This window comes from Catellatospora coxensis (assembly GCF_016862635.1).
In the GTDB taxonomy this organism is placed as follows: Bacteria; Actinomycetota; Actinomycetes; order Mycobacteriales; family Micromonosporaceae; genus Catellatospora; species Catellatospora coxensis.
Genome location: NZ_BONI01000006.1, coordinates 105,458 through 128,953 on the forward strand (window position 1 = coordinate 105,458; position 23,496 = coordinate 128,953).

Genomic DNA, 23,496 nt, shown 5'->3' on the forward strand with positions numbered 1-23,496 from the left:
GTTATGGTCGCTTTGTGAAGTGCCAGGTCAGGTGGCCCGCGAGGGCCTCCGTCGGGCGCCGGGAGTGATCATGCCTGTCGACATACCCGCACCTCGTCCCGCCGTCGTCACGCCCGTCACCGAGCCGCTGCGGGTGGGCGTGGGCTACAGCGACGCCGCCGACGCGGCCACCGCCGGGCGCGCCGCCGCCGCCGAGGCCCTGGCGGGCCTGCACGGCACCCCGCCCGAGCTGATCATCGTGTACGCCTCCGTCTCCTACGACCTGATCGCCCTGCTGCACGCGGTACGCCGGGCGACCGGCAAGGCGCCCCTGGTCGGCGCGACGACCAGCGGGCAGTTCCACGACGGCAGGCTGATCAACCCCGGCCTCGGGGTGTCCGTGCTCGCGCTGTCCGCGGGGCCCTACCGCTTCGGCACCGCCTCGGTCACCGGCGTCACCGAGAACGGCGACGACGCCGGGCAGCGGCTGGCCCGGGCCGCCCGCGCGGCCGCCGGGCCGGAGCCGTCCGCGCACGCCGCGGTGCTGCTGCTCACCACCGGCCTGGCCGGGCACCAGCAGGAGCTGCTCAACGGGGTGCACAAGGTGGTCGGCGCGCCGGTGCCCGTGGTCGGCGGCAGCGCCGGTGACGACCGGCTGCTCATCCGCACCTGCGTGTTCGAGAACGACAACGTGCTCACCGACGGCGGGGCCACCGCCGTCTGGATCGCCTCGCCGACGCCGCTGTCCGTGGTCGCCGAGCACGGCTGGCACGACGTGGGCCTGCCGCTGCTGGTCACCAAGTCCGACGGGCTGGTCATCCAGGAGATCGCCGGCCGCCCCGCCGTCGAGGTGTTCCGCGAGCACTTCCACGACGAGGTCACCTTCGAACGCCCCGGCCTGCTCAAACCCGCGCCGGGTTACCTGTCGGCGTACGCCTTCGGGCTCATCCAGCCCGACGGCAGCAAGCTGGTGCGCGGCGCGTACATCGACGAGGACGGCGAGCTCAAGACGTTCAGCCCGCTGCCGCTGTACGCCCCGGTGCAGATCGTCTCCTGCAAGGCCGAGGACCTGCTGCGGGTCACCGGCGACGTGGTCCGGCAGAGCCTGGCCGGCCGCGACGCGTCGGTGCTGCTCGCGTTCAGCTGCGTGGCCCGCCTGGACGTGCTGGCCGAGCAGGGCGCCAAGGAGGCGGCGCTGATCCAGGACGCGGCCGGCGACGTGGCCACGTTCGGCTTCTACACCTACGGCGAGTTCGCCCGGACCACCCGCGTCGCCGGATACCACAACGCGACACTGACCGCGATCGCGCTGTGACCGCGGACGTGCCCGCCGACAGCGAGACCGAGCAGCTCAGACGGCAGCTCGCCGAAGCCGTCGACGCGGCTCGCGACGCCTACCGCGACACCACCCGGCTCATCCAGCTGCTGGACCTGCTGGGCCGCCCGGCCGGGTCTGCGGAGCTCATCGGCGACATGCTGAACGTGCTGTCCGACGCGTTCTTCGCCGACGTCGTCTGCATGGCCCGGGTGTGCGGCGACCGGCTCATCGTGTCCGGGTCGTGCGGGCTGCCCGAGGACGATCCGGCCTACACCGAGGGCTGGCCGGTGGGCGAGGCCGTACGCCGCACCCTGGCCACCGCCGAGCCGACCGCCCTGCACCGCGACGTGCCCGCCGAGGACGTCCCCGGTTCGGTGGCGGGCCTGGGCATCCGGTCGGCCGCGTGGATCCCGCTGTCGGCCGAGCCCTACGCCGACACCCTGCTCATCCTGTTCCGCAGCCTCGACCAGCCGTTCGCCGTGCCCGACCTGCGCATGCTCACCTCGGTCGCGGCCCGCCTGCACATGGCGCTGGAGGAGCGCGAGCGCCACGCGATCATCGAGCAGCTCGCCCACTACGGCCACCTGCTGGCCCGCCACCTGGAGGTGGAGCCGCTGCTCGACGAGGCGGCGGGACTGCTGCTGCGGCTCACCCGCGCGGACCGGGCCTGGGTGGTCACCGTCGAGGGCGGCCAGGGGCGGCTGCGCGCCCACCGCGGCCTGACCCCGGGGATCATCGCGGACTGGCCCGTCCCCGCGAAGAGCCTCGACGACCTGCCCGCCTGCGAAGCGGGGCTGCCCGAGGTGCTCAAGGTCGCGGTCTCCCGCGAGAACGGCGCCACCGCGCTGCTGTGCGCCGGACGCGAGCAGGCCCGCCCGTTCGCGCAGGGCACCCTCGAAATCATGACGATCTTCGCGAACTATCTCGGGGTCGCGCTCACCAACGCCGACCTCTACCATGCGCTCGCCGAGCGGGCCACCCGCGATCCGCTCACCGGGCTGGCCAACCGCAGCGCGCTGGTGTCGCACCTGGACACCCTGCTGTCCGCCGGCGACCCGACCCGGGTCGGCGTGCTGTTCTGCGACCTCGACGGGTTCAAGGCCGTCAACGACCTCTTCGGCCACGAGGCCGGCGACGAGCTGCTGCTGCAGGTCGCCGACCGGCTGCGCGGCAGCGTACGCCCCGACGACCTGCTCGCCCGGTTCGGCGGCGACGAGTTCGTGATCGTGCTCGACCGGGTCAAGCAGCTGTCCGAGGTCGCCGAGATCGGGGCCCGGGTCTGCGCCGACCTCGACGACCGGCTCGTCGTCTGCGGCGAGCAGGTGCAGGTCTCCGCCAGCATCGGCGGCGTGCTCGGCGTACGCGGCCAGGCCACCCCCAGCGCCATGCTGCGCGACGCCGACGCCGCCATGTACGTCGCCAAGGCCCGCGGCGCCGGCCAGGTCGAGGTGTTCGACGAGGACGCCTCGCACCGCTCCCGGGACCGCCTCGACCTGCGCGCCGAGCTGCTGCTCGCCCGCTCGCGCGGCCAGCTGCACCTGGCGTACCAGCCGATCTTCGCCCTCGACAGCCGGGCCATCGTCGCCTTCGAGGCGCTGCTGCGCTGGACACACCCGCACCACGGCATCGTGCCGCCGGACGTGTTCATCCCGCTGGCCGAGGAGACCGGGGCCATCGTCGAGATCGGCCAGTGGGTGCTGGCCCAAGCCTGCCGCCAGCTCGCCCTCTGGCACCGGCTGCCCGAGGGCCGCGGGCTGGGCATGAGCGTCAACCTGTCCCCCGTGCAGCTGCACCAGCCGCAGGCCGCCGAACGCACGCTCGACGTCATCCGCGCCGCCGGGCTGCACCCCGCCGACATCTGGCTGGAGATCACCGAGCACAGCTACCTGCGCCACGAGGTCACCGAGTACGCGGGCGCGCTCGGCGCGGCCGGGGTGCACCTGGTGCTCGACGACTTCGGCACGGCGTACTCGAACCTGAGCTACCTCAAGCGGCTGCCCATCGAGATCCTGAAGATCGACAAGTCCTTCGTCAGCGGCGTCACGGGGCCCGGCGGCGGGCAGATCGACCTCAGCATCGTGCGGGCCATCCTGGCCATCGCCGACTCGCTCGGGCTGGTCGCCATCGCCGAGGGCATCGAGACCGAGGACCAGCGCACCGCCCTGCGCTCGCTGGGCTGCCGGCTCGGCCAGGGCTACCTGCTGTCCCGCCCGCTGCCCGCCGCGCAGGCCGGGCTGCTGCTACGCCCCCGGCCGCAGCTGCCCGCCCGCGCCCACCGCGTCGGCTGACGGGGTCTCAGCAGGGGCGGCGGCCCGCGAAGCCGGTGTCGCTGCGGTGGTACCAGTCGATGCCCTCGTCGCCCTCCAGCCAGCACCAGCGCACCGCGCGGCCGTCGAGCTCACCCGGGAAGTCCAGCAGCAGCGGGGCGAAGCCCTTCACCTCGATGTCCTGGTCGGCGATCTCCTCCAGCCCGGCGTAGAGCCGCGCCTCCAGGGCCTTCGCCTCGGCCAGCCCGCCCAGCTCGCTGTGCCCGCCGGTGTCCAGATCGGCACGCAGCTCGGCGAGGTCGGCCCGTACGCCGATGAGCTCCTCGAGCTGCGGCATCAGCGCGGCGAGCCGGGTGCGCGCTTCGTCCAGGGTGAACATCATCCCAGTATGTCGGCCCCGCGCCAGGCCACCGCACGAGGGCCGCCGGACCCGTCCGATGATCGTTCGACTTGCCAGGCAGGTGGGCGAAAGCGGGTTCAAGATACGCACGGGTGCCGGGCAAGTCGGACGATCGAGGGACCGTCGATTCACTCACGGACGACTTGGTCACTCTGCGCGATCCTAAGACAACGCTGAAGCGTCGGAGGGATCGTGATCACCTACTATCGTGATGAGACGGTGGCGGTGACCTCGACGTACGTCCAGGTCGAGGACCGCCGGTTCCGCCTGGACGAGCTGCGTTACGTCTGGCACCGCCAGGAGCGCCCGGACTGGCGGGTACGCCGCCGCACGGCCGGCCGCGGGATCCTCAACCTCCTGATGATCCTGTCCGCCTTCGCCGGGTTCATCGCGCTGGTCGGGTTGATCGCATCCGCGTACGGCGAGTCCCGTGTCGCCGCCGCGCTCGGCAGGCTCCCGTTCCCGCGGGACACGCTGCTACTGGTCGCGGTGCTGCTGCTGGCGCTCGGGCTGGTGCCGCTGCTGTGGGAGTGGGCCCTGCACCGCGTCGACGACAGCTACGACCGCGGCAACGCCATCTACGAGGTCTGGGCCGAGACCCAGGGCGCCCAGGTCCTCCTGCTCCGCATCGACGACGCCGCCCGCTTCGGCAAGATCTACCGCGCCCTCCAACGCGCCCTCGGCCAATGACCCCGGCCGCCCCACCTGCCGCAACTCTTAAAGAGTCGCGGCCTCACCGGCCCGCCGATGGCGCATGTCTTTAAGAATTGCGCCAGGTGGGGGCGGGGGCGGGGGCGGCCCGCAGGGGTGTCGGGCCGCCCCCGGGAGGGGATGGGTGGTCAGGTGGGGGTGACGGTGCCGGTGGTGCCGTCGACGGTGATCTGCCGGCCGGTGGTGATGCGGTGGGTGGCGTCGGGGACGCCGACCACGGCGGGGATGCCGTACTCGCGGGCGACCACGGCCCCGTGCGAGTTCGCCCCGCCCATCTCCATGACCAGGCCGCCCGCGGTGAGGAACAGCGGGGTCCAGCCGGGGTCGGTGGACGGCGCGACGAGGATCTCGCCGGGCTCCAGGTGCGCCCCGACCGGGTCGAGGATCACCCGGGCGGTCCCGGTGACCCGGCCGGCCGAGGCGGGCGTGCCGACGAGCGCCCCGTCGGCGCCGCCCTCGGTCGGCTTCGCCTGCGGTTCGGTGCCGTCGGACAGCAGCACGCGCGGGATGTGGCGGCGGCGCAGCTCCTCGTCGTACGCCCGACGGCGCACTTCGACCAGCTCACGCTGGTCCGTTCCGGACAGTGCCGCGCGGGCCTCGGCGAGGTCGAGGAAGAACACGTCGTCGGCCTGTTCGAGCCGCCCTTCCTTGGCCAGCTCCGCCCCGACGAGCGCGATCTGCTGCCGGCAGCCGGCGATGATCCGCACCATGTAGTACTTGGGCAGCTCACGTACCCCGGCCAGCAGCCGGGCCCGGCCGAGCATCAACCGCACCGCCTTGCCGCGCAGGCGGCTGCGCCGAGCGGCCCGCCCGGCCAGGGTCTCGACCATCGCCTCGGCCTCGGCCGCGCCCTGGGCGAACAGCCGGTCGGGGGTCAGCGCCGCACCGTCGGCCGGGTCCATGCGCAGGTAGTTGGCGAGCACGCCGAGCAGGTAGCGCGGGTCGTCGGACCAGCGTGGCATACCCATGTCGATCTCCGCGACGGCGCGGTGGCCGTACCGGGCCAGGAACTCGGCGATCCCCGACTGGGCCGCGGCAGGCATGGTGCCCGCGGTGTACCGATGCGCGAGCTCGTCCACCTTCGCCGACGCGAACAGCCGCGCGATGGCCTCGTCGGCGCGCAGCCGGACCGCCAGGTGCCACAGCTCCAGGTCCATGTCGGTGGTGACGTTGTTCGGGATGCCGCGCAGCACGGCCTGCACTTCGCCGACGGCCGCGTCGGCCCCGAGCAGCCTGTCGGCGATGCCCAGCGCCACGAACCCGGCCGCGGCCACCGGCATCACCCGCGGCAGCAGCGGGACGACCTCGATGCCGAGCACCGTCTCGACGAAGTCGAGCCGCTGGGCGGCGGTCGCCCGCTCCGGCACGGCGAGCCGGCGCTCCAGCTCCACGCCGACCCGGTCCACGGCGGCCAGCCCGCGCCGCGGCTTGGCCAGCGCCCCGACCAGTCTCAGCGGTATCCGGTGCTTCGCGGCCACCCCGCCGACCCGGCGGAGGAACGGCAGGCGCGAGCGGCGCGTGTTCGAGAACCGGGGGTCCTCGAACAGGTTCAGGAAGATCGCCGCGGAGCGGGCCTCCATCACTCCGAGGATCTTCGGGATCAGGGTACGGCCGATGCTGCTGCGTACGGCGGTCGTGACGTCGATGAAGATCCGCTGCCCCGCCGGGGCGAACACGGCCGGCCCGGCCAGCGGGTCGGCCACGCCGAACCCGAGCAGGCGCGCCGCGGCGGAGGCCAGCACCCGGAACGCGGCCATGCCCATCGGCGTGATCGGACGGTACAGCCCCTGGGCCACGCTGAAGCAGAAGTAGGCCCGGGTGTCCGTGCCCGGCGCACGGTCGGGCAGCGGGAACAGTGTCGTGATGGGACGGGCCTGGGTCAGCCACAGCGCCCCGTCGCCGTCGATCGCCCACTCGGTGTCCTGCGGCGCGCCGTAGTGCGCCTCCACCCGGTCGCCGAGCGCGGCCAGCGCGAGCACCTGCGCGTCGGTGACGCAGGCGGTGTCGCCGCCCGCGGGCAGGCTCACGTGCTCGGTGCCGCCGCCGGGCAGCGACCGGATGGCCAGCCGCTTGTCGCCCAGCCGCCGGTCGAGGATCGTCGCGTTCGCCGTGTCCACCACGAAGTGGTCCGGGTTGACCGCGCCGGAGACGACGGCCTCGCCCAGGCCGGGGCTCGCGTCGATGACGGCCTGGCGGCGCCGCCCGGTCACCGGGTTCGCCGTGAACAGCACGCCGGCCACCGCCGAGTCGACCATGCGCTGCACGACCACGGCGAGCCGTACCGTGCGGTTGTCGATGCCGTTGGTGGCCCGGTAGACCACGGCCCGGTCGGTCCACAGCGACGCCCAGCAGCGGCGTACGGCGTCGACGACCGCGTCCTCGCCGATGATGTTCAGGTAGGTGTCCTGCTGGCCGGCGAAGCTGGCGAACGGCAGGTCCTCCGCGGTCGCCGAGGAGCGCACCGCCACCGGCACACCGGCACCGAGCCGGCCGTACCCGGCGGCGACGGCCGCGGCGATGCCCGCCGGGATCGGGGCCGCCAGCAGCGCCTCCCGCGCCCGGCCGGCCAGCGCGATCAGCGCGGGCACGTCGGTCGGGGCGGTACGCGCCAGCGCGGCGTGGATCTCGTCGAGGTGCGCCGTGTCGGCGACCACCCGGTATGCCTCCGTGGTCAGGCACAGCCCCGGCGGCACCGGCAGCCCGGCCCGGGTCAGCACACCCAGGTTGCCCGCCTTGCCGCCGACCACCGCCAGCATCCCGGCGTCGATGTCGGCGAAGTCGAGGACGAGGTCGGTGGCGGGGGTAAGCGTCGCGCTCATGCCCCCTCCTCGCCGCGCTCGTCGACGGCACGAGTCTCAGCCCACATGGTCCGCTCCCTGCGCTCGCTCATCCAGATGCCTCCTCGAGGCCTTGCCGAGCAGCGCCATCGCCTCGCTCACCTGGCGCTGCTCGTCGTCGGTCAGGTACGTCATCAGCTGCTGCTGCGCCTGGGCCCGGACGCGCTCGAAGGCACGTAGGTAGTCGCGGCCGGCCGGGGTGATCCGCAGCCGCTTGGCCCGGCGGTCGGCCAGGTCCTCCGTCCGCTCGATCCAGTCCCGCCGCACCATGTGGTCGACAAGTCGACTGGTCACCGACATCGAACGGCCGAGCTGCTCGGCGAGGTCGCGCACGGTCGGCTTCGGGCCGCTGTCGAGCACGTAGAGCGTGGCCATCTGCAGCAGGTTGGGCTCCTCGTCGCCCATCCGGCGGACCAGGCCGAGCAGGAAGTCGGGGATGAGCGCACGCCGGAACAGCCCGATGTCCTGGGCGAGCTGGTCGAGCTGCGGCTCCATGGCGGCTCCCATTGTTTGCGTCTTCACAACTAATGCGTTAACGCAAGCTTAACGCGCAAGCCCGGCAGCAAGTCAACGCATGATGAAATATTCGCCGAGTAACGCCCACCACAGCTACATCTGCTCGTATCGCACCCAGCGCCACGCCGCCCACGGGCCCGCGCGGCCGTCAAGGTCATCCGACTTGCCTGGCACCTGTGCGTATCTTGACCTCACATTCGCCCACCTGCCTGGCAAGTCGAATGCTCTTGGTGTGGCGACCGCCCGGCTCAGGTCTCAGCCGTTGTCCAGGCCCGCCCGGTAGGCCAGCCGGGCGGCCTGGACGCGGTTGTCCGCCGCCAGCTTGGCCAGGATCGCGCTGACGTACCCCTTCACGGTGCCCTCGGTCATGAACAACTCGGCCCCGATGTCGGCGTTGGACAGTCCGCGCCCGACCAGCCGCAGCACGTCGACCTCCCGCGCCGTCAGGGAATCCAGCTGCGCCTTCTCCTCGGCGGTCAGCCGGGGCGCCCGGTCGGCGATGGCGTCGATGACCTGCCGGGTGACCGCCGGGTCGAGCATCGCGTGGCCGGAGTGCACCGCGCGCAGCGCCCGCAGCAGCTCCTCCGGCGGGGAGTCCTTGAGCAGGAAACCCGCCGCGCCGGACCGGATCGCCTCGTCGACGTACTCGTCGGTGTTGAAGGTGGTCAGAATGATCACGTGCGGTGGCTGCTCCAGCGCCAGCAGCTCGCGGGTCGCGGTCAGCCCGTCCATGCCCGGCATGCGGATGTCCACCAGCGCGATGTCGGGCCTGGCCCGCCGGGCCGCCTCGATCGCGCTGCGCCCGTCGCCCGCGTCGGCCACCACCCGCAGGTCGTCGGCGGCGTCGATGATGGTGTGCAGGCCGCGCCGGACGATGTCGTTGTCGTCGACGATCATCACCTTGATCATGAACTGCCCTCTCCCCCGGTGAGCCGCGGCCGCGCCGCGACACCGGCCGGCGGCACGGCTCTCGGCCGCCCGGCGGGCGGGATGACCGCGGTCACCCGGAATCCGCCGCCGGGCAGCGGCGACGCCGCGAACTCGCCGCCGAGCAGGTCGACGCGCTCGCTCAGCCCGATCAGGCCGCGCCCCGAGCCGGGCAGGCCCGCGTCCCGGCCGCCCGGCGGCCCGTCATTGTCCACGGTCACGTGCACGCCGTCGGCGGCGCACCGCACCCCGACCCGCACCGCCGCCCCCGGGGCGTGTTTGACCGCGTTGGTCAGCGACTCCTGCACCACCCGGTACACGGCCCGCTGGGTCTGGTCGGGCAGCAGCTCGGGAAAGCCGGTGACGTCCAGCTCGACCGGCATGCGGCCCACGCCGCGCATGCGCTCGACGAGCGCGGGCAGGTCGCGCGCGGTGGCCTGCGGGGCCAGCGGGGCCCGCTCTCCGGCCGCGCCGCGCGCGTTGAGCAGCCCGAGCAGGGCGCGCAGCTCGGTCAGCGCGGCGCGGCCCTCCTCGCGGATCCGGTCCACCTCCGAGCGCAGCGGCGGGACCTGGGCCTCGGGAACGGACTGCAGCGCCGTCGCCGTGACGACGATGTTGCTCACCCGGTGCGCCACCACGTCGTGCATCTCGCGGGCGATCCGGGCGCGCTCGGCGCGGCGCGCGGTCTGCGCCATCATGTCCCGTTCGCGCTCCAGGTCCCCGGCCCGTTCCCGCAGGCTGACCACCAGTTCCTGGCGCACCCCTGCGGCATATCCGAGCAGCAGCGGCCCGAGCGCGAACGACAGGGTGTACGCCCAGGCGCGCACGTCGGGGTCCAGGCCCTCGGCCGCCGACAGGGCCTGCACGCCCACCCCGAACACGGACAGCACACCCAGCTGCCACCAGGTCCGGGTGATGACGCCCATCGTGTACATCATCACCGCGAACACGAACGGGGTGAACGCCAGCAGGTGGCAGGCCGCCACGAAGAGCGTGGTGGCCCGCGGCCAGCGCCGCCGGGCGAGCAGGGACAGCCCGGCGGCGAGGGTGAGCACCTCGGCGACGGCGGACCGGCCGAGCAACCCCGGCGAGCCGGCGCCGACCAGCTCGTCGATCTGGCCGACGATCAGCGCGACGGCGGTGATGACGAAGTCGAACCAGGTCAGGCGGGGCTTCTCGACAACCTCGCCGGGCATCCGCGGGCGCAGATCCCCCATACCCGACATCTCATCACCAACGCGGCGGCACCGGGGCCGAACCCGGCTACTCCACCGCCCGCGCCAGCGTCACCGCGAAGCGGCCCTGCGGGTCGGTCCACCAGCGCGCCGCCTTGAACCCGGCCCGGGACAGCTCCGCCTCCACCCGCACCCGGTCGAACTTCGCCGACACCTCGGTCCGCAGCTCCTCCCCGGCCTTGAAGTCCACGTCCAGGTCGAGCGAGGGCACCTCCACCCGCATGTCCCGGGTCGCCCGCAGCCGCATCTCGATCCAGTTGTGCTTCGGGTCCCACAGCGCCACGTGCTCGAACGCGGTCAGGTCGAAGTCCGCACCGAGGTTGCGGTTGAGCACCCGCAGCACGTTCAGGTTGAACTCCGCGGTCACCCCCGCCGCGTCGTCGTACGCCGCGACCAGCGTCTGCGGGTCCTTGACCAGGTCCGTGCCGAGCAGCAGCCACTCGCCCTCGTGCAGCACGTCGCGCAGCTCCTCCAGGAACGCGGCCCGTTCCAGCGGCGGCAGGTTGCCGATGGTGCCGCCCAGGAACACCACCATCCGCCGGCCGCCCTCGGGAATGCGGTGCAGGTCGTGGCTGAAGTCGCCGACGATGCCGTGCACCTCCAGGTCGGGGTAGTCACCGTCGATCGACTTGGCGGCCGAGCGCAGCGCCGTCTCCGACACGTCCAGCGGCACGAACTGGGCCAGCGTGCCCGTGTCGTGCAGCGCGTCGAGCAGCAGCCGGGTCTTGTCCGACGACCCGGAACCCAGCTCCACCAGCGTCTTCACGCCGGTCTCCTGGGCGATGTCGGCCGCATGCTCGGCCAGCACGGCGCGCTCGGCCCGGGTCGGGTAGTACTCGGGCAGCCTGGTGATGCGTTCGAACAGGTCGCTGCCGTACGCGTCGTAGAAGTACTTCGGCGGCAGCCACTTCGGCGACGAGGTCAGGCCCTCGCGGGCGTCCTCGCGCAGCTGCTCGCTCAGGTCGTCGGGTGTGAGGTACACGTCGAGCTTCATATTTCCTCCACGGTGTACGAGGCCGGGTGCGCCACCACCAGTCGGCGGTCGGGCACCTGCACCCAGCCGGGGTCGTCGTCGAAGGGCTCGGAGGCGACCACCACGCGCCCGGGCGAGTGGTGGACCGCCAGCGCGTGCCCGAAGGTCGTCGCGTACGCCTTGTCGCCATCGGTGAGCAGCAGGTTCAGCCGGGAGCCGTGCGCGGCGGCGCTCACCTCCGCCACCGTCGCGCGCAGCGCGTCGGCCGGGCCGTACCCGGCGCGCAGCCGGTTGCGGACCAGCACCCACACGAACGCGGCGTCCGTGGGCGCGTCCATCGTCATCAGATCCGTCACCGGCAGCCGCTCGGCGAGCTTCGCCACCGTGTCCGGCCAGCCCGCGACGAAACCGTTGTGGCTGAAGAACCAGCCGTCGCCGCTGAACGGGGCGCAGGCATCGTCGGTGACCGTCAGGCCCGGCGTCGCCGAGCGCACCGCCGCCAGCAGCGAGCCCGTGACGGTGACCCGGGCGATCGCGGCGAAGTTACGGTCCGTCCAGATCGGCACCGCCCGCCGGTAGCGCACCGGTCCGGCGGTGGTGAACCAGCCCGCCCCGAAACCGTCCACGTTGATCGTCCCGCCGCCGCGCATGTCGCGGGGCGCCCAGGACTGGTGCTGCAGCCCGTACGGCGGCTCCACCAGCAGGGCCGCCAGCGGCACCGGCGGACCGAGATAGACCAGGTGGCGGCACATCAGCCGGCCGCCTCCCCCGGGCGCGGGTCGCGGGCGCAGCGGAAGCCGCTGAAGATCTGCCGCCGGATCGGGTAGTCCCAGTTGCGGAACGTGCCCCGGCAGGCCGCCGCGTCGGTGCCGAACGAGCCGCCGCGCAGCACCCGGTGGTCGTCGCCGAAGAACACCTCGGAGTACTCCCGGTACGGGAACGCCCGGAACCCCGGGTAGCCGCCGAACGGCGAGCCGGTCCACTCCCACACGTCGCCGATGAGCTGGTGCACGCCTGCGGGCGAGGCCCCGGCCGGGTACGCGCCGACCGGAGCCGGGGAGAGGTGCCGCTGGCCGAGGTTGGCGTGCTCGGGCGTCGGATCCTCGTCGCCCCACGGGAAACGCCGCGAGCGCCCGGTCGCCGGGTCGAAGCGGGCCGCCTTCTCCCACTCCGCCTCGGTGGGCAGCCGCCGTCCGGCCCAGGCCGCGTACGCGCTCGCCTCGTACCAGTTCACGTGCACGACCGGCTCGTCGCCGACGATCGGCTCGCGCCGCCCGAACCGGGTGTACGTGCCGTCGCCGTGCCAGTGCGCCGGGCCGGTCAGCCCGGCCTCCTGCCGGTGCGCCCAGCCCCGCCCGGTCCACCAGCGCGGGTCGTCGTACCCGCCCGCGTCGACGAACGCCTGGTACTGCGCGTTGGTGACCGGCGCGCGGTCGATGAGGAACGGCGGCACGTGCACCTGATGCGCGGGCCGCTCGTTGTCCAGCGCCCACGGCTCCAGCGAGGTGCCCATCTCGAACGGGCCGCCCGGGATCAGCGCCTCGCCCGCCACGATCGCCCGCGAGCGCGGCGGCGGGACGGCGACCAGCACCGGGTCACCCGTACGCAGCTGGTGGGTGGCCAGCATCGTCTCGTCGTGCTGCTGCTCGTGCTGGATGATCATCCCGAAGGCGAAGCCCTGCTCGACCAGCGGGCGGCCTGCCAGCTCCACCGAGTCGAGCAGGTCCAGCACCTTCTCGCGCACGGTGCGCACGTACGCCCGCGCCTCGGCGGGTCCCAGCAGCGGCAGCTGCGGGCGCTCACCGCGCGGGTGCTTGAACGCGTCGTAGAGCTGGTCGATGTCGGCGCGGACCGGCTCGCGGCCGCCGACGTCGCGCACCAGCCACAGCTCCTCCTGGTTGCCGATGTGCGCCAGGTCCCAGACCAGCGGCGACATCAGCCGGGAGTGCTGGCGCACCAGGTCGTCGTCGTCCACCGCGTCGGTCAGCCCGACACTGCGCTGCCGGGTCCGGGTCAGTTCGGCCGCGGCGCGCTCCCGCAGTCCCGTGCTCATCTCAGTCCTCCTTCGCGCAGTCGCCGCTCCACCACCGCCGTCACCGCCTCGACGGTCGCGGCCGGCAGGTCGGTGTGCTCCAGTGCGGCGCAGGCCAGGTCCAGCAGGCGCGGGGCGGCCGCGGCGATCGCCGGATCGGCCAGCCCGTGCCGGGCCGCCTGCACCCAGCGCCCCGCCGCGGGCGCGGCCAGCGCCGCCGCCGCGTCGACGGTCTCCTCCCGGGCGAACAGCGCGACCAGCACCGCGACCGGGGCCACCCAGTCCAGGCCGGACTGCATGTCCAGGTAGCGCACCTCGAAGTAGCCGCGCGCCCGCACCGGCGGGAACATCGTGCTCACGTGGTAGTCGAGGTCCGCATAGGTCGGTGCGGGCGTCATCGCGCCGCCGATCCAGTCCGCGAACGTGATCCCGGGCGGCACGTCCCACGAGCCGTCGTCGCGGCGTACGCACAGCACGGGGGTGTCCAGCACCCGCCGCGCCCAGCCGGCCACCGGATCGGCGTCGTCGGCGGGCGGCCCGTTGCGCATCGGGTCGGCGGCCAGGCAGGCCCGCATCCGGGCCGACGCCCAGCCGGTGTCCGTGCCCGCCGAACGTGCCGAGTTGGCGAACGCGGCGACCAGGGCCGGGCCGACCGCGTGCAGCGCCCGCCAGCGCGGCGCGACCCGGTCGGGCAGGCCCGCGTCGAGGCACACCTGCACGCTGGCCGTGCCGCACATCCACAACCTGCCGTACGGGCCGAAGCGGTCGAAGACGCGCTCCATGGTCGCGTACCGCGGCGTGTCGAGGATGCGGCCCGGCGGGCGGTGGGCGTCGCAGCCCTGCCCGTCCAGTGCCAGGCCCGCGCGGTCGAGGAGGCCGGTCAGCTGCTGAAGATCCGCCATGGTGGCGTCGAGCAGCCCGGCGAGGGAGTCGCTGGTATCGGTGGAGATCTCCACCTGCCCGCCCGGTTCGAGGGTGACCCGGCCGCCGTACGGCAGCGGGGTCTGCGGGCTGTCCGGCACCAGACTGCGCGGGGCGTGCTCGCCCAGCGCCGAGCCGAGAACCCCCGGATCGACCGGCCGCGCCGGATCGTCCAGGTGGTGCGTGGTCCACTCCAGCTCGATGCCCACCCGCCCCGGCGGCCCCGTCTTGAAGCACACCTTGGCGACATACCCCTCGGCCTCGGCCCGATCGGCGATCCGCACCCCCGCGTCCCGCACCATCTCCCGCTGCACCACCGCACTCACCCCCGTCCATCCACCACCGGCACGTGAGACCGCCCAACCTACTCCCCCAACCCCACCCCCCACCCCGTTCTTTCACGTTGATCATGAACCTGTGGCACGGCTCGACGGCGTGTCGCGGGCCTAACTTCATGATCGATGACCAGGCGGATGGGGCGGGGCTGACAGTGGGATTCCCCGATCGGGCGATCTCGAACCATCCGGCGGGCGGACAATGGCCACATGCAGCCCGAACCCCGCGATTCGCTGACCTTGGACGAGGTGCTCGCCGAGGAGGCCGACTTCGCCAGCGAGCATGAGCGCACCAGCACCAGCGACGCTGTCAGCGCCGGCAAGGACCTGCACTCAGATCCCGACATACCGCGCGGCCTGGGCGGCATGGACATGAAACGCCTCCACCTCCTCGACTGACCCGGCCCGCGGCCTGCGGCCCGGCACACCTCGTTGATCATGAAGTTATGGCGGTGACACGCCGTCGAACCGTGCCATAAGTTCATGATCAACACGCGCAAAACGCCGAGCCCCGCTCAGGCCGGGGAGGTCTGGGCGGGGCTCGGAGCGGGGTGGCGGGTTACGGGAGGGCGTTGAGGAAGGGTTCGTGGGAGTTGCTGAACTCCCAGTTGTAGTAGCGGTCCCAGTTGATGGACCAGGTCATCAGGCCGCGGAAGTCGGGGCTGGTGCCGCCGCGCAGGGTGTACCCGCCGCAGTTCTGGTTCTTGACCAGGCAGTTGACGGCCTGCTGGACCTGGGCGGGGGTGGTGTACCCGCCACCCGCGCTGACCGCGGCCGGCACGCCGAACGCGATCTGGTCCTCGCGCAGCGCGGGGAACGTGACGCCCGTGTTGGCCACCGGGAAGCCCGCGGCCAGCATGTCGGTCATGGCGATGTGGAAGTCCGCCGCGCCCATGTTGTGGTACTGGTTGTCCAGCCCCATGATCGGACCCGAGTTGTAGTCCTGCACGTGCAGCACCGTGATGTCGTTGCGCAGCGCGTAGATCACCGGCAGGTACGACCCGGCCCGGTTGTCGCAGCCGCTGCACGTGCCGCCGTAGAACTGGTACCCGAGCTGCACGAAGAACGTCTCCGGGGCCATCGTCAGGATGAAGTTCGAGCCGTAGCGCGCCTTCAGCGTGCGCAGCGCCGAGATCAGGTTCACGATGACCGGGGTCGTCGGGTTCCGGATGTCGCCGTCACCGGCGTTGAGGTACAGCGAGTGGCCCTCGAAGTCGATGTCGAGGCCGTTCAGGCCGTACTTGTCGATGATCGCGCTGACCGAGCTGACGAACGTGTCCCGAGCGGCGGTCGAGGTGAGCTGGACCTGCCCGTTCGCGCCGCCGATGGAGATCAGCACCTTCTTGCCCTGGGCCTGCTTGGCCCGGATGGCGGCGATGAAGTCGGCCTCGCTCTCCACGTTCGGGCACTCGGCCACCGGGCACTGCCGGAACCGGATGTCACCCGAGGTCACCGAGGTCGGCTCGCCGAACGCCAGGTTGATGATGTCCCACGAGGACGGCACGTCGGCCATCCGCATGTACCCGGACCCGTTGGCGAAGCTGGCGTGCAGGTAGCCGATGAGCGCATGCTTGGGCAGCCCGGTGTTGACGCAGCCGGTCGTGGTGATGCCCAGCGGACCGCTCTTGGACGACTCGCCGGCGGCGTTGGCCGCGGTGACCTGGTACGTGTGCGCCGAGCAGGTGGCCAGGCCGCTGATCGTCGCCGCAGTGCCGCTGCCGTTGATGGTGGCCACCACGGTGGCGCCCTCGTACACCCGGTAGCCGGTCGCACCGGTCGAGGCGTTCCAGGCCAGCGTCACCGAGTTGTTGCCGATGGCGGTGGTCCGCAGGTTCGTCGGGGTCGGCGGCACGGAGCAGCCCGTGGTGGTCCCGTTGACCACGCCGCTCTTGGCCGACTCGCCCGAGGCGTTGTACGCGGCCACGGTGTAGCCGTGGGTCGTGCACGCGGCCAGGCCGCTTACCGTCGCGGTGGTGCCGGTGACCGTGGCGACCACGGCGGTGCCCTCGTACACCCGGTAGCCGGTCGCGCCGGAGGAGGCGACCCAGGACAGCGAGATCGAGGAGCCGGTGGAGCCGGTGACGACCAGGCCGCCCGGCGTCGCCGGAACGCCGGTGCAGCCCGTGGTGGTCGCGCTGACCGCGCCGCTCCTGGCCGACTCGCCGGTGGAGTTGTACGCCGCCACCGTGTACGTGTGCGCCGAGCAGGTGGCCAGGCCGCTGATCGTCGCGCTCGTGCCGGTGACCGTGGCCCGCACGGTGCTGCCCTCGTACACGCGGTAGCCGGTCACGGTGCCGCTGGACGCGCCCCAGGACAGCGCGATGGAGCTGTTGGTGATCGTGCCGGCCGACGGATTGCCGGGCACCCCGGGCACGCCGGTGCCGCCGGGGCCGTCGAGGCTGATGTCGTCGGCGAAGTAGGTGCCCTGGCCGTACCAGCCGTGCGTGTAGACGACCACGCTGGTCTGCGACGCGCCGGTGGTGAAGTTGACGGTGAGCTGCGTGAACGCGGCCGCGCCGGGAGTCCAGGTGGACGCGCCGCCGTCGACGCCGAGGTAGACGTAGTTGCCGCGGACCCAGCCGGTCAGCGCGTACGCCGTGTTCGGCTGCACCGCGACGGTCTGGCTGCACTTGGCGTTGTCCGAGGCCGACGCCGCGCCCTGCAGCGCCCTGGCGCCGCTGCGGACCGGCGTGCCGACCACGGAGCCGAGGCCGCCGGTGCAGCTCCACGGGGACAGCGTGCCGGTCTCGAAACCGGGGTTGGCCAGCAGGTTGGCCGCCGAGGCCGGGGTGGCGACGGCGAGGACGCCGACCGCGACCAGCAGTGACAGGGCGGCGGAGAGTGCGAGTGGTCTTCTGGTCACGGGCCCTCCTCGAAATGGATGGCCCTGATTATTAACTCTCTTAACTGTTAATGTCCATGCCAGATTGATGGGTATCCACAAACGACGGTCAGGCCAGCAGTGCCGTCGCCGCCACACCCACCCCGACCAGGATCACCGCGGACGAGGTGACCAGCGGCAGCAGCCGCCACGCGCGGTGCGCCATCCAGGCGCGCGGGGCCCGCTCCAGCCGGTCGCGCATCCGGGTCAGCAGCAGGCCGACGCCCAGCAGCGACAGCGCCATGCCCCCGCCGTACGCAGCCACCAGCAGCACGCCGTACCAGGCCCGCCCCAGCGCCACCGCGCCCAGCAGCACCACCACGGCCGACGGGCTCGGCATCAGCCCGCCCGCGAGTCCCATCGCGACGATCCCGCGCCCGCCCAGCCGCTCCCCGTGCCCGGCGCAGCCGGCGTGCCCGTCGTGGGCATGTCCGTGCGCGGGCGCGCCGGGGCGGTCCCGGTCGCGCCAGGCCCGGCGCAGCAGCGACAGCCCCACGGTGACGACCAGCGCGCCGCTCAGCACGGTGAGCAGCGTGTACACCCGGTGCGGGACGAAGTGCAGCCCGGCGGCCAGCACCACCCCCAGGACCAGGACCCCGGCGGTATGGGTGAGCGCGACCGTCCCCGCCACCGACACCGCCTGGCGCAGCGCCCCCCGCTCGTTCACCAGGTACGTCGCCATCAGCAGCTTGCCGTGCCCCGGGGCGAGCGCGTGGCCCGCGCCCAGGGCCAGCGCGACCAGCATCGCCAGCGCGGCGAAACCCGGGGTCAGCTCCTGCCGGCCGACCAGCCCGGTGAACTCCGCCGTCAGCCGCCCCAGCAGCAGACCGTGGTCGTGGCCGTCCTCCGCCAGTCCGGCCCCCGTGCCGGGTGTGCCGCCGGTCGCCCACCAGGCAGCCAGCCCCACGCCGGCCAGCCCGCCGACGGCCGCCAGGGCCGCCCCGACCCGCGGCCGCCGACGTGTCACCCGCGCTGGTTCTGTCGCCACGTTCGCCCCCTCGTTCTGCGGGCTCAACTCAGGACATACCGGCATAGAAACGGCCGGGTATCGAGGGCGGCACGTGCCCGCTTCACGCTGTCTTGTCCCAGCTCATCCGTATCCGGGCCAGGAGAAACGCGTTGTCCATGTGGTGCCGCAGCCCGGCCAGCCCTCCTACCCGCCGCCCACCCGGACGGCCAGAGAAGGACGACCCATGCGTATGTCCCGAGAGCAGTCCCGCCTGGCGTGCCTCGCCGCCGTCGCGACCGCGGTCACCGCGATGGTGGTCGCCTCGGTGATGTTCCTGCTCGTCGCGCCCAGCTCGGCCGGCCCCGACGACCGCGGCAAGCACCGCGGGTACGGCACCCACTCGGCGACGCCGACCAGCACCTCGCCCGGCGGGCACAGCCCGTCCACCGCCCCCACCGACCCGACCGCCGCACCGTCGCAGTGGCCGTCCGAAGGCCCCACCGACTCGGCGACCCCGACGACCGGGGTGTCCGGGGCGCACCACGACGATGACGACGACGATGACGACGGCGATGACGACGGCGGCGACCACCACGGCGGTGGCGGCGGCGATGACGGCGATGACGAGCTGCCCCGGACCGGCACCTCGGGCCCGTCCACGTCGACCCTGGTGCTGACCGGCCTGACCGTGCTGCTGCTCGGCGCGGGCGCGCTGTGGCTCGCTGCCGCGCTGTCCCGCCGCCTGGAGGGCACCCGCCTGAAGGCCCAGGCCGCCGGCGCGGTGGCCACACTCCGCCGCCGCCCCAGCCCGCGCCCCCGCGACTGAGCCGCGCCTTCCACTGACGTTGGCCTATCTCATCGAATCCGGCGCTCGGATTTTCGATGAGATAGGCCAACGTCGATCAGGAGTCGAGCGGCACCACCAACCTCGGCGTCCGATGCGGGTTCGGGCGAGCGATAGTTTCGCGGCTGTGGACGGCGCACGCCGGGTACGCGAAGCTGGCCGTCATGCCGCCACCCCGCCCCGCCGCCGTCTTCCTCGACCCCCACTTCACCGTCGGTGAGGTCGACCCGCTGCTGTTCGGCTCCTTCGTCGAACACCTGGGCCGGTGCGTGTACACCGGACTGTTCGAACCCGACCACCCCACCGCCGACGCCGCCGGCCTGCGCACCGACGTGCTGGCCCTGGTCCGCGAGCTCGGCGTGACCATGGTCCGCTACCCGGGCGGCAACTTCGTGTCGGCGTACCGCTGGGAGGACGGCGTGGGCCCGGCGGACCTGCGCCCGCGCCGGCTCGACCCGGCCTGGCGCACGATCGAGACCAACCGGTTCGGCCTCGGCGAGTTCACCGCGTTCACCCGGTCCGCCGGGCTGGAGCCGATGATGGCGGTCAACCTCGGCACCCGGGGACCGGCCGAGGCCGCCGACCTGCTGGAGTACTGCAACCACCCGAGCGGCACCACGCTGTCCGACCTGCGCGGGGCGCACGGCGCGCCGGAGCCGTACGGCATCCGGCTGTGGTGCCTGGGCAACGAGCTGGACGGGCCGTGGCAGGTCGGGCACAAGACCGCCGACGAGTACGGGCGCCTGGCCGCCGAGACCGCCCGGCTGATGCGGATGATCGACCCGTCGGTGCGGCTGGTCGCCTGCGGCAGCTCCGGATCGGGCATGCCGACGTTCGGCGACTGGGAGTCGACGGTGCTCGCGCACGCGTACGACCAGGTCGACTACATCTCCCTGCACGCCTACTACGACCCCGAGGCGGGCGACCCGGCCTCCTACCTGGCCAGCGCGTCGGACATGGAGCGGTTCATCACCGACGTGATCGCGCTGTGCGACGCGGCCCGCGCCCGGCACCGCTCGGCGAAGCGGCTGTCCCTGTCGTTCGACGAGTGGAACATCTGGTACATGTCCCGGCAGCGGCCCGGCCAGGGCGAGTGGCCGCGGGCGCCGCGGCTGCTGGAGGACGTCTACACGGTCACCGACGCCGTCGTGTTCGGCACCCTGCTGATCACGCTGCTGCGCCACGCCGACCGGGTCACCGCGGCCTGCCTGGCTCAGCTGGTCAACGTCATCGCCCCGATCATGACCGAGCCCGCCGGCCCGGCCTGGCGGCAGACCATCTTCCACCCGTTCGCCCAGGCCGCCCGGTACGGCCGCGGGCAGGTGCTGCGCCTGCACGTCGCGTCGCCGACGTACGAGACCCCGAAGTTCGGTGACGTGCCGCTGCTGCACGCCACCGCGGTGCACGGCGAGGACGGCATGCTCACCGTCTTCGCCGTCAACCGCGACCCGGCGGCGGCCCTGCCGCTGACGGTGCACCTGGGCGGCTTCACCCCGGCCGGTCCGGCCACCCACTCGGTGCTCGCGGACGACGACCCCTCGGCCGCGAACACGATGACCGAACCCGAGCGCGTCACGCCCCGGGAGTCGGCCGCGCCCGCGGTCGACGGCGGCCGCCTCACCGTGACCCTGCCGCCGCTGTCCTGGAACGTGATCCGGCTACCGCTCGCAACGGATCGCTGACGACGGTCCGGACAGGTGGTGCTGCGAGCGGCGGCCGGCCACAGCACGAGTCGTCGCCGCAGGTCGCAGCCCTATGAAGATGGGAAGGGCACCTTCTACATCGCGGAGCGATGGGAAGGTGCCCTTCCTTTGCTTCGGGGTTACCAGCGGTGGTGGATCTGGGGGCGGATCAGGTCGTCGTAGACCTCGGTGACGACGCGGAGCTGGTCGGGGAGCAGGGCGGGCAGGTCGGCGGCGGCGGCGTTGGCGCGGGCCTGCTCGGGATTGCGAGCGCCGGGGATGACCACGGTGACGCCGGGCTGGTCGATGATCCAGCGCAGCGCGAACTGGGCCATGGTCGCGCCGGACGGCACCAGCGGGGCGAGGCGGCGCACCGCGGCCAGGCCGGTGGCGAAGTCGACGCCGGAGAACGTCTCGCCGACGTCGAACGCCTCACCGTGGCGGTTGTAGGTGCGGTGGTCGTCCGCCGCGAACGTGGTGTGCTCGTCGTAGCGCCCCGACAGCAGGCCGCTGGCCAGCGGCACCCGGGCGATGATGCCCACCCCGGCGGCCGCGGCGGCGGGCAGCACCCGCTCCAGCGGCTTGAGCCGCAGCGCATTGAAGATGATCTGCACGGACGCCACGTGCGGCCGGGCGATCGCGGTCAGCGCCTGGTCACAGGTCTCCACGCTGACGCCGTACGCGGCGATGCGCTTCTCCTCGACCAGGGTGTCCAGCGCGTCGTAGACGGCCTCGGCGGAGTACACCTCGGTCGGCGGGCAGTGCAGCTGGACCAGGTCCAGCGTGTCCACCCCGAGGTTGGCCCGGGACCGGTCGTTCCATGCCCGGAAGTTGTCCATGTTGTAGTTGGCCGCCTCCTGGGCGACCCGGCGGCCCATCTTCGTGGCCACGGTGATCCCGTGGTCGGCCCCGCGCTCGCGCAGGAACCTTCCGATCAGGGTCTCGCTGCGGCCGTCGCCGTACACGTCGGCGGTGTCGATGAAGTTCACACCCGCGTCGACGGCGGTGGCGAGCACTGCCAGGGCGTCGTCCTCACTGACGCTGCCCCAGTCCGCGCCGAGCTGCCATGCGCCGAGCCCGACCACGCTCACATTCCGGCCTGTCCGGCCGAGCATTCGCTGCTGCACCCCGACAGCCTAGCCGCGCGGCGGGGTCACAGGTCGCGGTGCATGACCACGCAGTCGCGGCCGGCTTGGAGGTCGGGGCGGCGGTCGATCTCGGCGTAGTCGAGCCGGGTCCAGAAGGCGAGCGCGGCCGGGTTGTTGACCAGCACCGCCAGCCGCACCCCGGGCCGGCCCGCGCGGCGCAGGCGCTCGTGGACCTCCTCCGCGACCTTCCGGCCCAGTCCCCGGCCCTGCCGCCGCGCGTCGACCATCAGCAGCCCGATCCAGGGAAAGCCGTCCACCGGGTGCTCGTCCAGCAGCGCCACGACCCCGGCCAGCGGATCGCCGCTGTCGGGTGCGGCTTCGGGACGGGGTACGCGCACGAGCAGCACCTCGACGCCGGGCATCGCCAGCTCGCCGGTGAGCGCGTCGGCCACCTCGGTCGGGCTGACGGTGTCCGGCTCGGGGCCGAACTCGCCGCTGAGGCGGTGGAAGGCGGCGTTTCCGGCGTAGAGCCTGGCGAGCTCGGCCAGCACGGGTGAGCCTGGAGCGAGGTCGCCCGGAGCGAGCGGGATGAGCACGGGCTGAGAGTACCCCCAGGTCAGCCCTGGTCGCGCTGGTTGCGGCGCGCCGGGTTGTTCGCCTTCTCGATGGCGCGTACCAGCTCGGCCTTGGTCATGTGCCAGCGGCCGGTGACGTTGAGCTTCTTGGCCACCCCGAGCAGCTGCTCCTTGGTCTGGCTCGACTGGTAGCGCAGCTTGCTGCGCATCTCCCGTTGGATCGGCATGGGGCCTCCCGTCCCTTCGACACTGCCTACTCGACGATCCCCAGCGTGCCGTCGCGGGGACGTTCGGGTCCGTCCACCTCGGCGTTGAACTCGTAGCGCTTGTCCAGGCCCGGGGTGTCGTCGTACTCGAAGGTCAGCGCGTTGACCACGTCGATCACTCCGGGCACGCCGCGCACCAGGCGCTCGGCGATCTGGGCCGAGCTGCGCCGGCCGGTGCCGCCGGTCAGGGTCACCACGCCGTCCTCGACCGTCGCGTCGATCTCCGGCGGCTGGACGAAGAGCATGCCCTGGATGATGTCGTGCACGACGTCGTGCCGGATCGCCTCGTCCGAGCGGCGGTACGTGCGCAGCAGGTCGCGCCGCGACACGATGCCCACCAGCATGCCGTCGGCATCCACCACCGGCAGCCGTTTGAGCTGCTCGTCCTCCATGCGCCGGGCCGCCGCGACGACGGAGGCGTCCGGCGCGACCGTGATCACCGGGCTGGTCATCAGGTCCTCGGCCTGGTCGCCCTCCGCCTTGGCCCGGGCCACCGCGCGGCGCCGCCGCTCGAACAGGTGCCGCTGCGGCTCCTCGCCGCTCAGGGCCAGCTTGTGCAGCAGGTCGGCCTCGGAGACGATGCCGACCACCGTGCCGCCGGGGTCCAGCACCGGCACCGAGCTGATGCCGTGCTCGGCCAGCAGGTCGATGATCTCCTTGTACGGCGTCGCGGTGCCCACGCTGATCACCGGCGCGGACATCACCTGCCGCACGGTCCGCACCGACATCGACGCACCTCCTCGTTCGGCCGGCGTGCCCC

Annotated in this window: 21 protein-coding genes; 6 read left to right on the forward strand and 15 right to left on the reverse strand. The window is 72.9% G+C overall.

Going from position 1 to position 23,496, the window contains the following annotated elements; all coding sequences use genetic code 11:
* The first annotated feature begins 70 nt into the window (after nt 1-70).
* Together Cco03nite_RS05135 and Cco03nite_RS05140 are read left to right on the forward strand one after the other, a co-directional pair.
* Nucleotides 71-1,294, forward strand: a complete 1,224-nt coding sequence (locus Cco03nite_RS05135) for an FIST signal transduction protein (RefSeq protein WP_203688928.1) — start codon at nt 71-73, stop codon at nt 1,292-1,294.
* Nucleotides 1,291-3,585 (forward strand): putative bifunctional diguanylate cyclase/phosphodiesterase, encoded by a 2,295-nt coding sequence (locus Cco03nite_RS05140; protein ID WP_203688930.1) that lies wholly within the window; start codon nt 1,291-1,293, stop codon nt 3,583-3,585. The genes Cco03nite_RS05135 and Cco03nite_RS05140 overlap by 4 nt, the downstream gene beginning before the upstream one ends.
* Before the next feature lie 7 nt (nt 3,586-3,592).
* Here Cco03nite_RS05140 and Cco03nite_RS05145 read toward each other — a convergent pair whose 3' ends face one another.
* Nucleotides 3,593-3,943, reverse strand: coding sequence for a DUF2203 domain-containing protein (locus tag Cco03nite_RS05145; protein WP_203688932.1), 351 nt, complete (start codon nt 3,941-3,943; stop codon nt 3,593-3,595).
* Nucleotides 3,944-4,156: 213 nt separating this feature from the next.
* On the opposite strand from Cco03nite_RS05145, the gene Cco03nite_RS05150 reads away from it, so the two are divergent.
* Nucleotides 4,157-4,654: a DUF6232 family protein gene (locus Cco03nite_RS05150; RefSeq protein ID WP_203688934.1), complete on the forward strand. Its 498-nt coding sequence runs from the start codon at nt 4,157-4,159 to the stop codon at nt 4,652-4,654.
* A 149-nt stretch (nt 4,655-4,803) separates the two neighbouring features.
* Here the strand turns inward: Cco03nite_RS05150 and Cco03nite_RS05155 are convergent, their stop codons facing one another.
* The 8 genes from Cco03nite_RS05155 to egtA form a co-directional block, all read right to left on the reverse strand.
* Nucleotides 4,804-7,494: a PEP/pyruvate-binding domain-containing protein gene (locus Cco03nite_RS05155; RefSeq protein WP_203688937.1), complete on the reverse strand. Its 2,691-nt coding sequence runs from the start codon at nt 7,492-7,494 to the stop codon at nt 4,804-4,806.
* Between the two features lie 36 nt (nt 7,495-7,530).
* Nucleotides 7,531-8,007 (reverse strand): MarR family winged helix-turn-helix transcriptional regulator, encoded by a 477-nt coding sequence (locus Cco03nite_RS05160; RefSeq protein WP_203688939.1) that lies wholly within the window; start codon nt 8,005-8,007, stop codon nt 7,531-7,533.
* Nucleotides 8,008-8,283: 276 nt separating this feature from the next.
* Nucleotides 8,284-8,937, reverse strand: a complete 654-nt coding sequence (locus Cco03nite_RS05165) for a response regulator (protein WP_203688941.1) — start codon at nt 8,935-8,937, stop codon at nt 8,284-8,286.
* Nucleotides 8,934-10,172, reverse strand: coding sequence for a sensor histidine kinase (locus tag Cco03nite_RS05170; protein ID WP_203688943.1), 1,239 nt, complete (start codon nt 10,170-10,172; stop codon nt 8,934-8,936). The genes Cco03nite_RS05165 and Cco03nite_RS05170 overlap by 4 nt, the downstream gene beginning before the upstream one ends.
* Before the next feature lie 46 nt (nt 10,173-10,218).
* On the reverse strand, nt 10,219-11,184 hold the full coding sequence (gene egtD, locus Cco03nite_RS05175) for an L-histidine N(alpha)-methyltransferase (protein WP_203688945.1): 966 nt from the start codon (nt 11,182-11,184) through the stop codon (nt 10,219-10,221).
* Entirely contained in the window at nt 11,181-11,915 is a 735-nt protein-coding gene (gene egtC / locus Cco03nite_RS05180) for an ergothioneine biosynthesis protein EgtC (RefSeq protein WP_203688947.1), read from the reverse strand. The genes egtD and egtC overlap by 4 nt, the downstream gene beginning before the upstream one ends.
* Complete coding sequence (egtB, locus tag Cco03nite_RS05185) at nt 11,915-13,216, reverse strand: ergothioneine biosynthesis protein EgtB (protein ID WP_203688954.1); 1,302 nt, start codon at nt 13,214-13,216, stop codon at nt 11,915-11,917. Before egtB ends, egtC begins: the two co-directional genes overlap by 1 nt.
* Nucleotides 13,213-14,418, reverse strand: a complete 1,206-nt coding sequence (gene egtA, locus Cco03nite_RS05190; protein ID WP_203689136.1) for an ergothioneine biosynthesis glutamate--cysteine ligase EgtA — start codon at nt 14,416-14,418, stop codon at nt 13,213-13,215. Before egtA ends, egtB begins: the two co-directional genes overlap by 4 nt.
* Before the next feature lie 243 nt (nt 14,419-14,661).
* Between egtA and Cco03nite_RS05195 the strand changes: the two genes are divergently transcribed.
* Nucleotides 14,662-14,850, forward strand: a complete 189-nt coding sequence (locus Cco03nite_RS05195) for a hypothetical protein (RefSeq protein WP_203688956.1) — start codon at nt 14,662-14,664, stop codon at nt 14,848-14,850.
* 160 nt (nt 14,851-15,010) lie between these two features.
* Here Cco03nite_RS05195 and Cco03nite_RS42205 read toward each other — a convergent pair whose 3' ends face one another.
* Nucleotides 15,011-17,314 (reverse strand): fibronectin type III domain-containing protein, encoded by a 2,304-nt coding sequence (locus tag Cco03nite_RS42205; protein WP_239167129.1) that lies wholly within the window; start codon nt 17,312-17,314, stop codon nt 15,011-15,013.
* An 88-nt stretch (nt 17,315-17,402) separates the two neighbouring features.
* A complete protein-coding gene (locus Cco03nite_RS05210) occupies nt 17,403-18,320 on the reverse strand; it encodes a nickel/cobalt transporter (protein ID WP_203688958.1) in 918 nt (305 codons plus the stop codon).
* A gap of 205 nt (nt 18,321-18,525) precedes the next feature.
* On the opposite strand from Cco03nite_RS05210, the gene Cco03nite_RS05215 reads away from it, so the two are divergent.
* A complete protein-coding gene (locus tag Cco03nite_RS05215; protein WP_203688960.1) occupies nt 18,526-19,107 on the forward strand; it encodes a hypothetical protein in 582 nt (193 codons plus the stop codon).
* A 182-nt stretch (nt 19,108-19,289) separates the two neighbouring features.
* Nucleotides 19,290-20,807, forward strand: coding sequence for an arabinosylfuranosidase ArfA (arfA, locus tag Cco03nite_RS05220; RefSeq protein ID WP_203688962.1), 1,518 nt, complete (start codon nt 19,290-19,292; stop codon nt 20,805-20,807).
* 140 nt (nt 20,808-20,947) lie between these two features.
* Here the strand turns inward: arfA and Cco03nite_RS05225 are convergent, their stop codons facing one another.
* The 4 genes from Cco03nite_RS05225 to Cco03nite_RS05240 are packed head-to-tail and all read right to left on the reverse strand — an operon-like array spanning nt 20,948 to nt 23,464.
* The gene (locus Cco03nite_RS05225) at nt 20,948-21,922 is read right to left on the reverse strand and encodes an aldo/keto reductase (protein WP_203689138.1); all 975 of its coding nucleotides are present in this window, start codon (nt 21,920-21,922) and stop codon (nt 20,948-20,950) included.
* Between the two features lie 38 nt (nt 21,923-21,960).
* The gene (locus tag Cco03nite_RS05230; RefSeq protein WP_203688964.1) at nt 21,961-22,491 is read right to left on the reverse strand and encodes a GNAT family N-acetyltransferase; all 531 of its coding nucleotides are present in this window, start codon (nt 22,489-22,491) and stop codon (nt 21,961-21,963) included.
* A 20-nt stretch (nt 22,492-22,511) separates the two neighbouring features.
* Nucleotides 22,512-22,697 carry a hypothetical protein gene (locus Cco03nite_RS05235; RefSeq protein WP_203688966.1) on the reverse strand — a complete coding sequence of 62 codons (186 nt, stop codon included), beginning with the start codon at nt 22,695-22,697 and terminating at the stop codon, nt 22,512-22,514.
* A gap of 26 nt (nt 22,698-22,723) precedes the next feature.
* A complete protein-coding gene (locus tag Cco03nite_RS05240; RefSeq protein ID WP_203688974.1) occupies nt 22,724-23,464 on the reverse strand; it encodes a CBS domain-containing protein in 741 nt (246 codons plus the stop codon).
* Nucleotides 23,465-23,496: the final 32 nt, after the last annotated feature.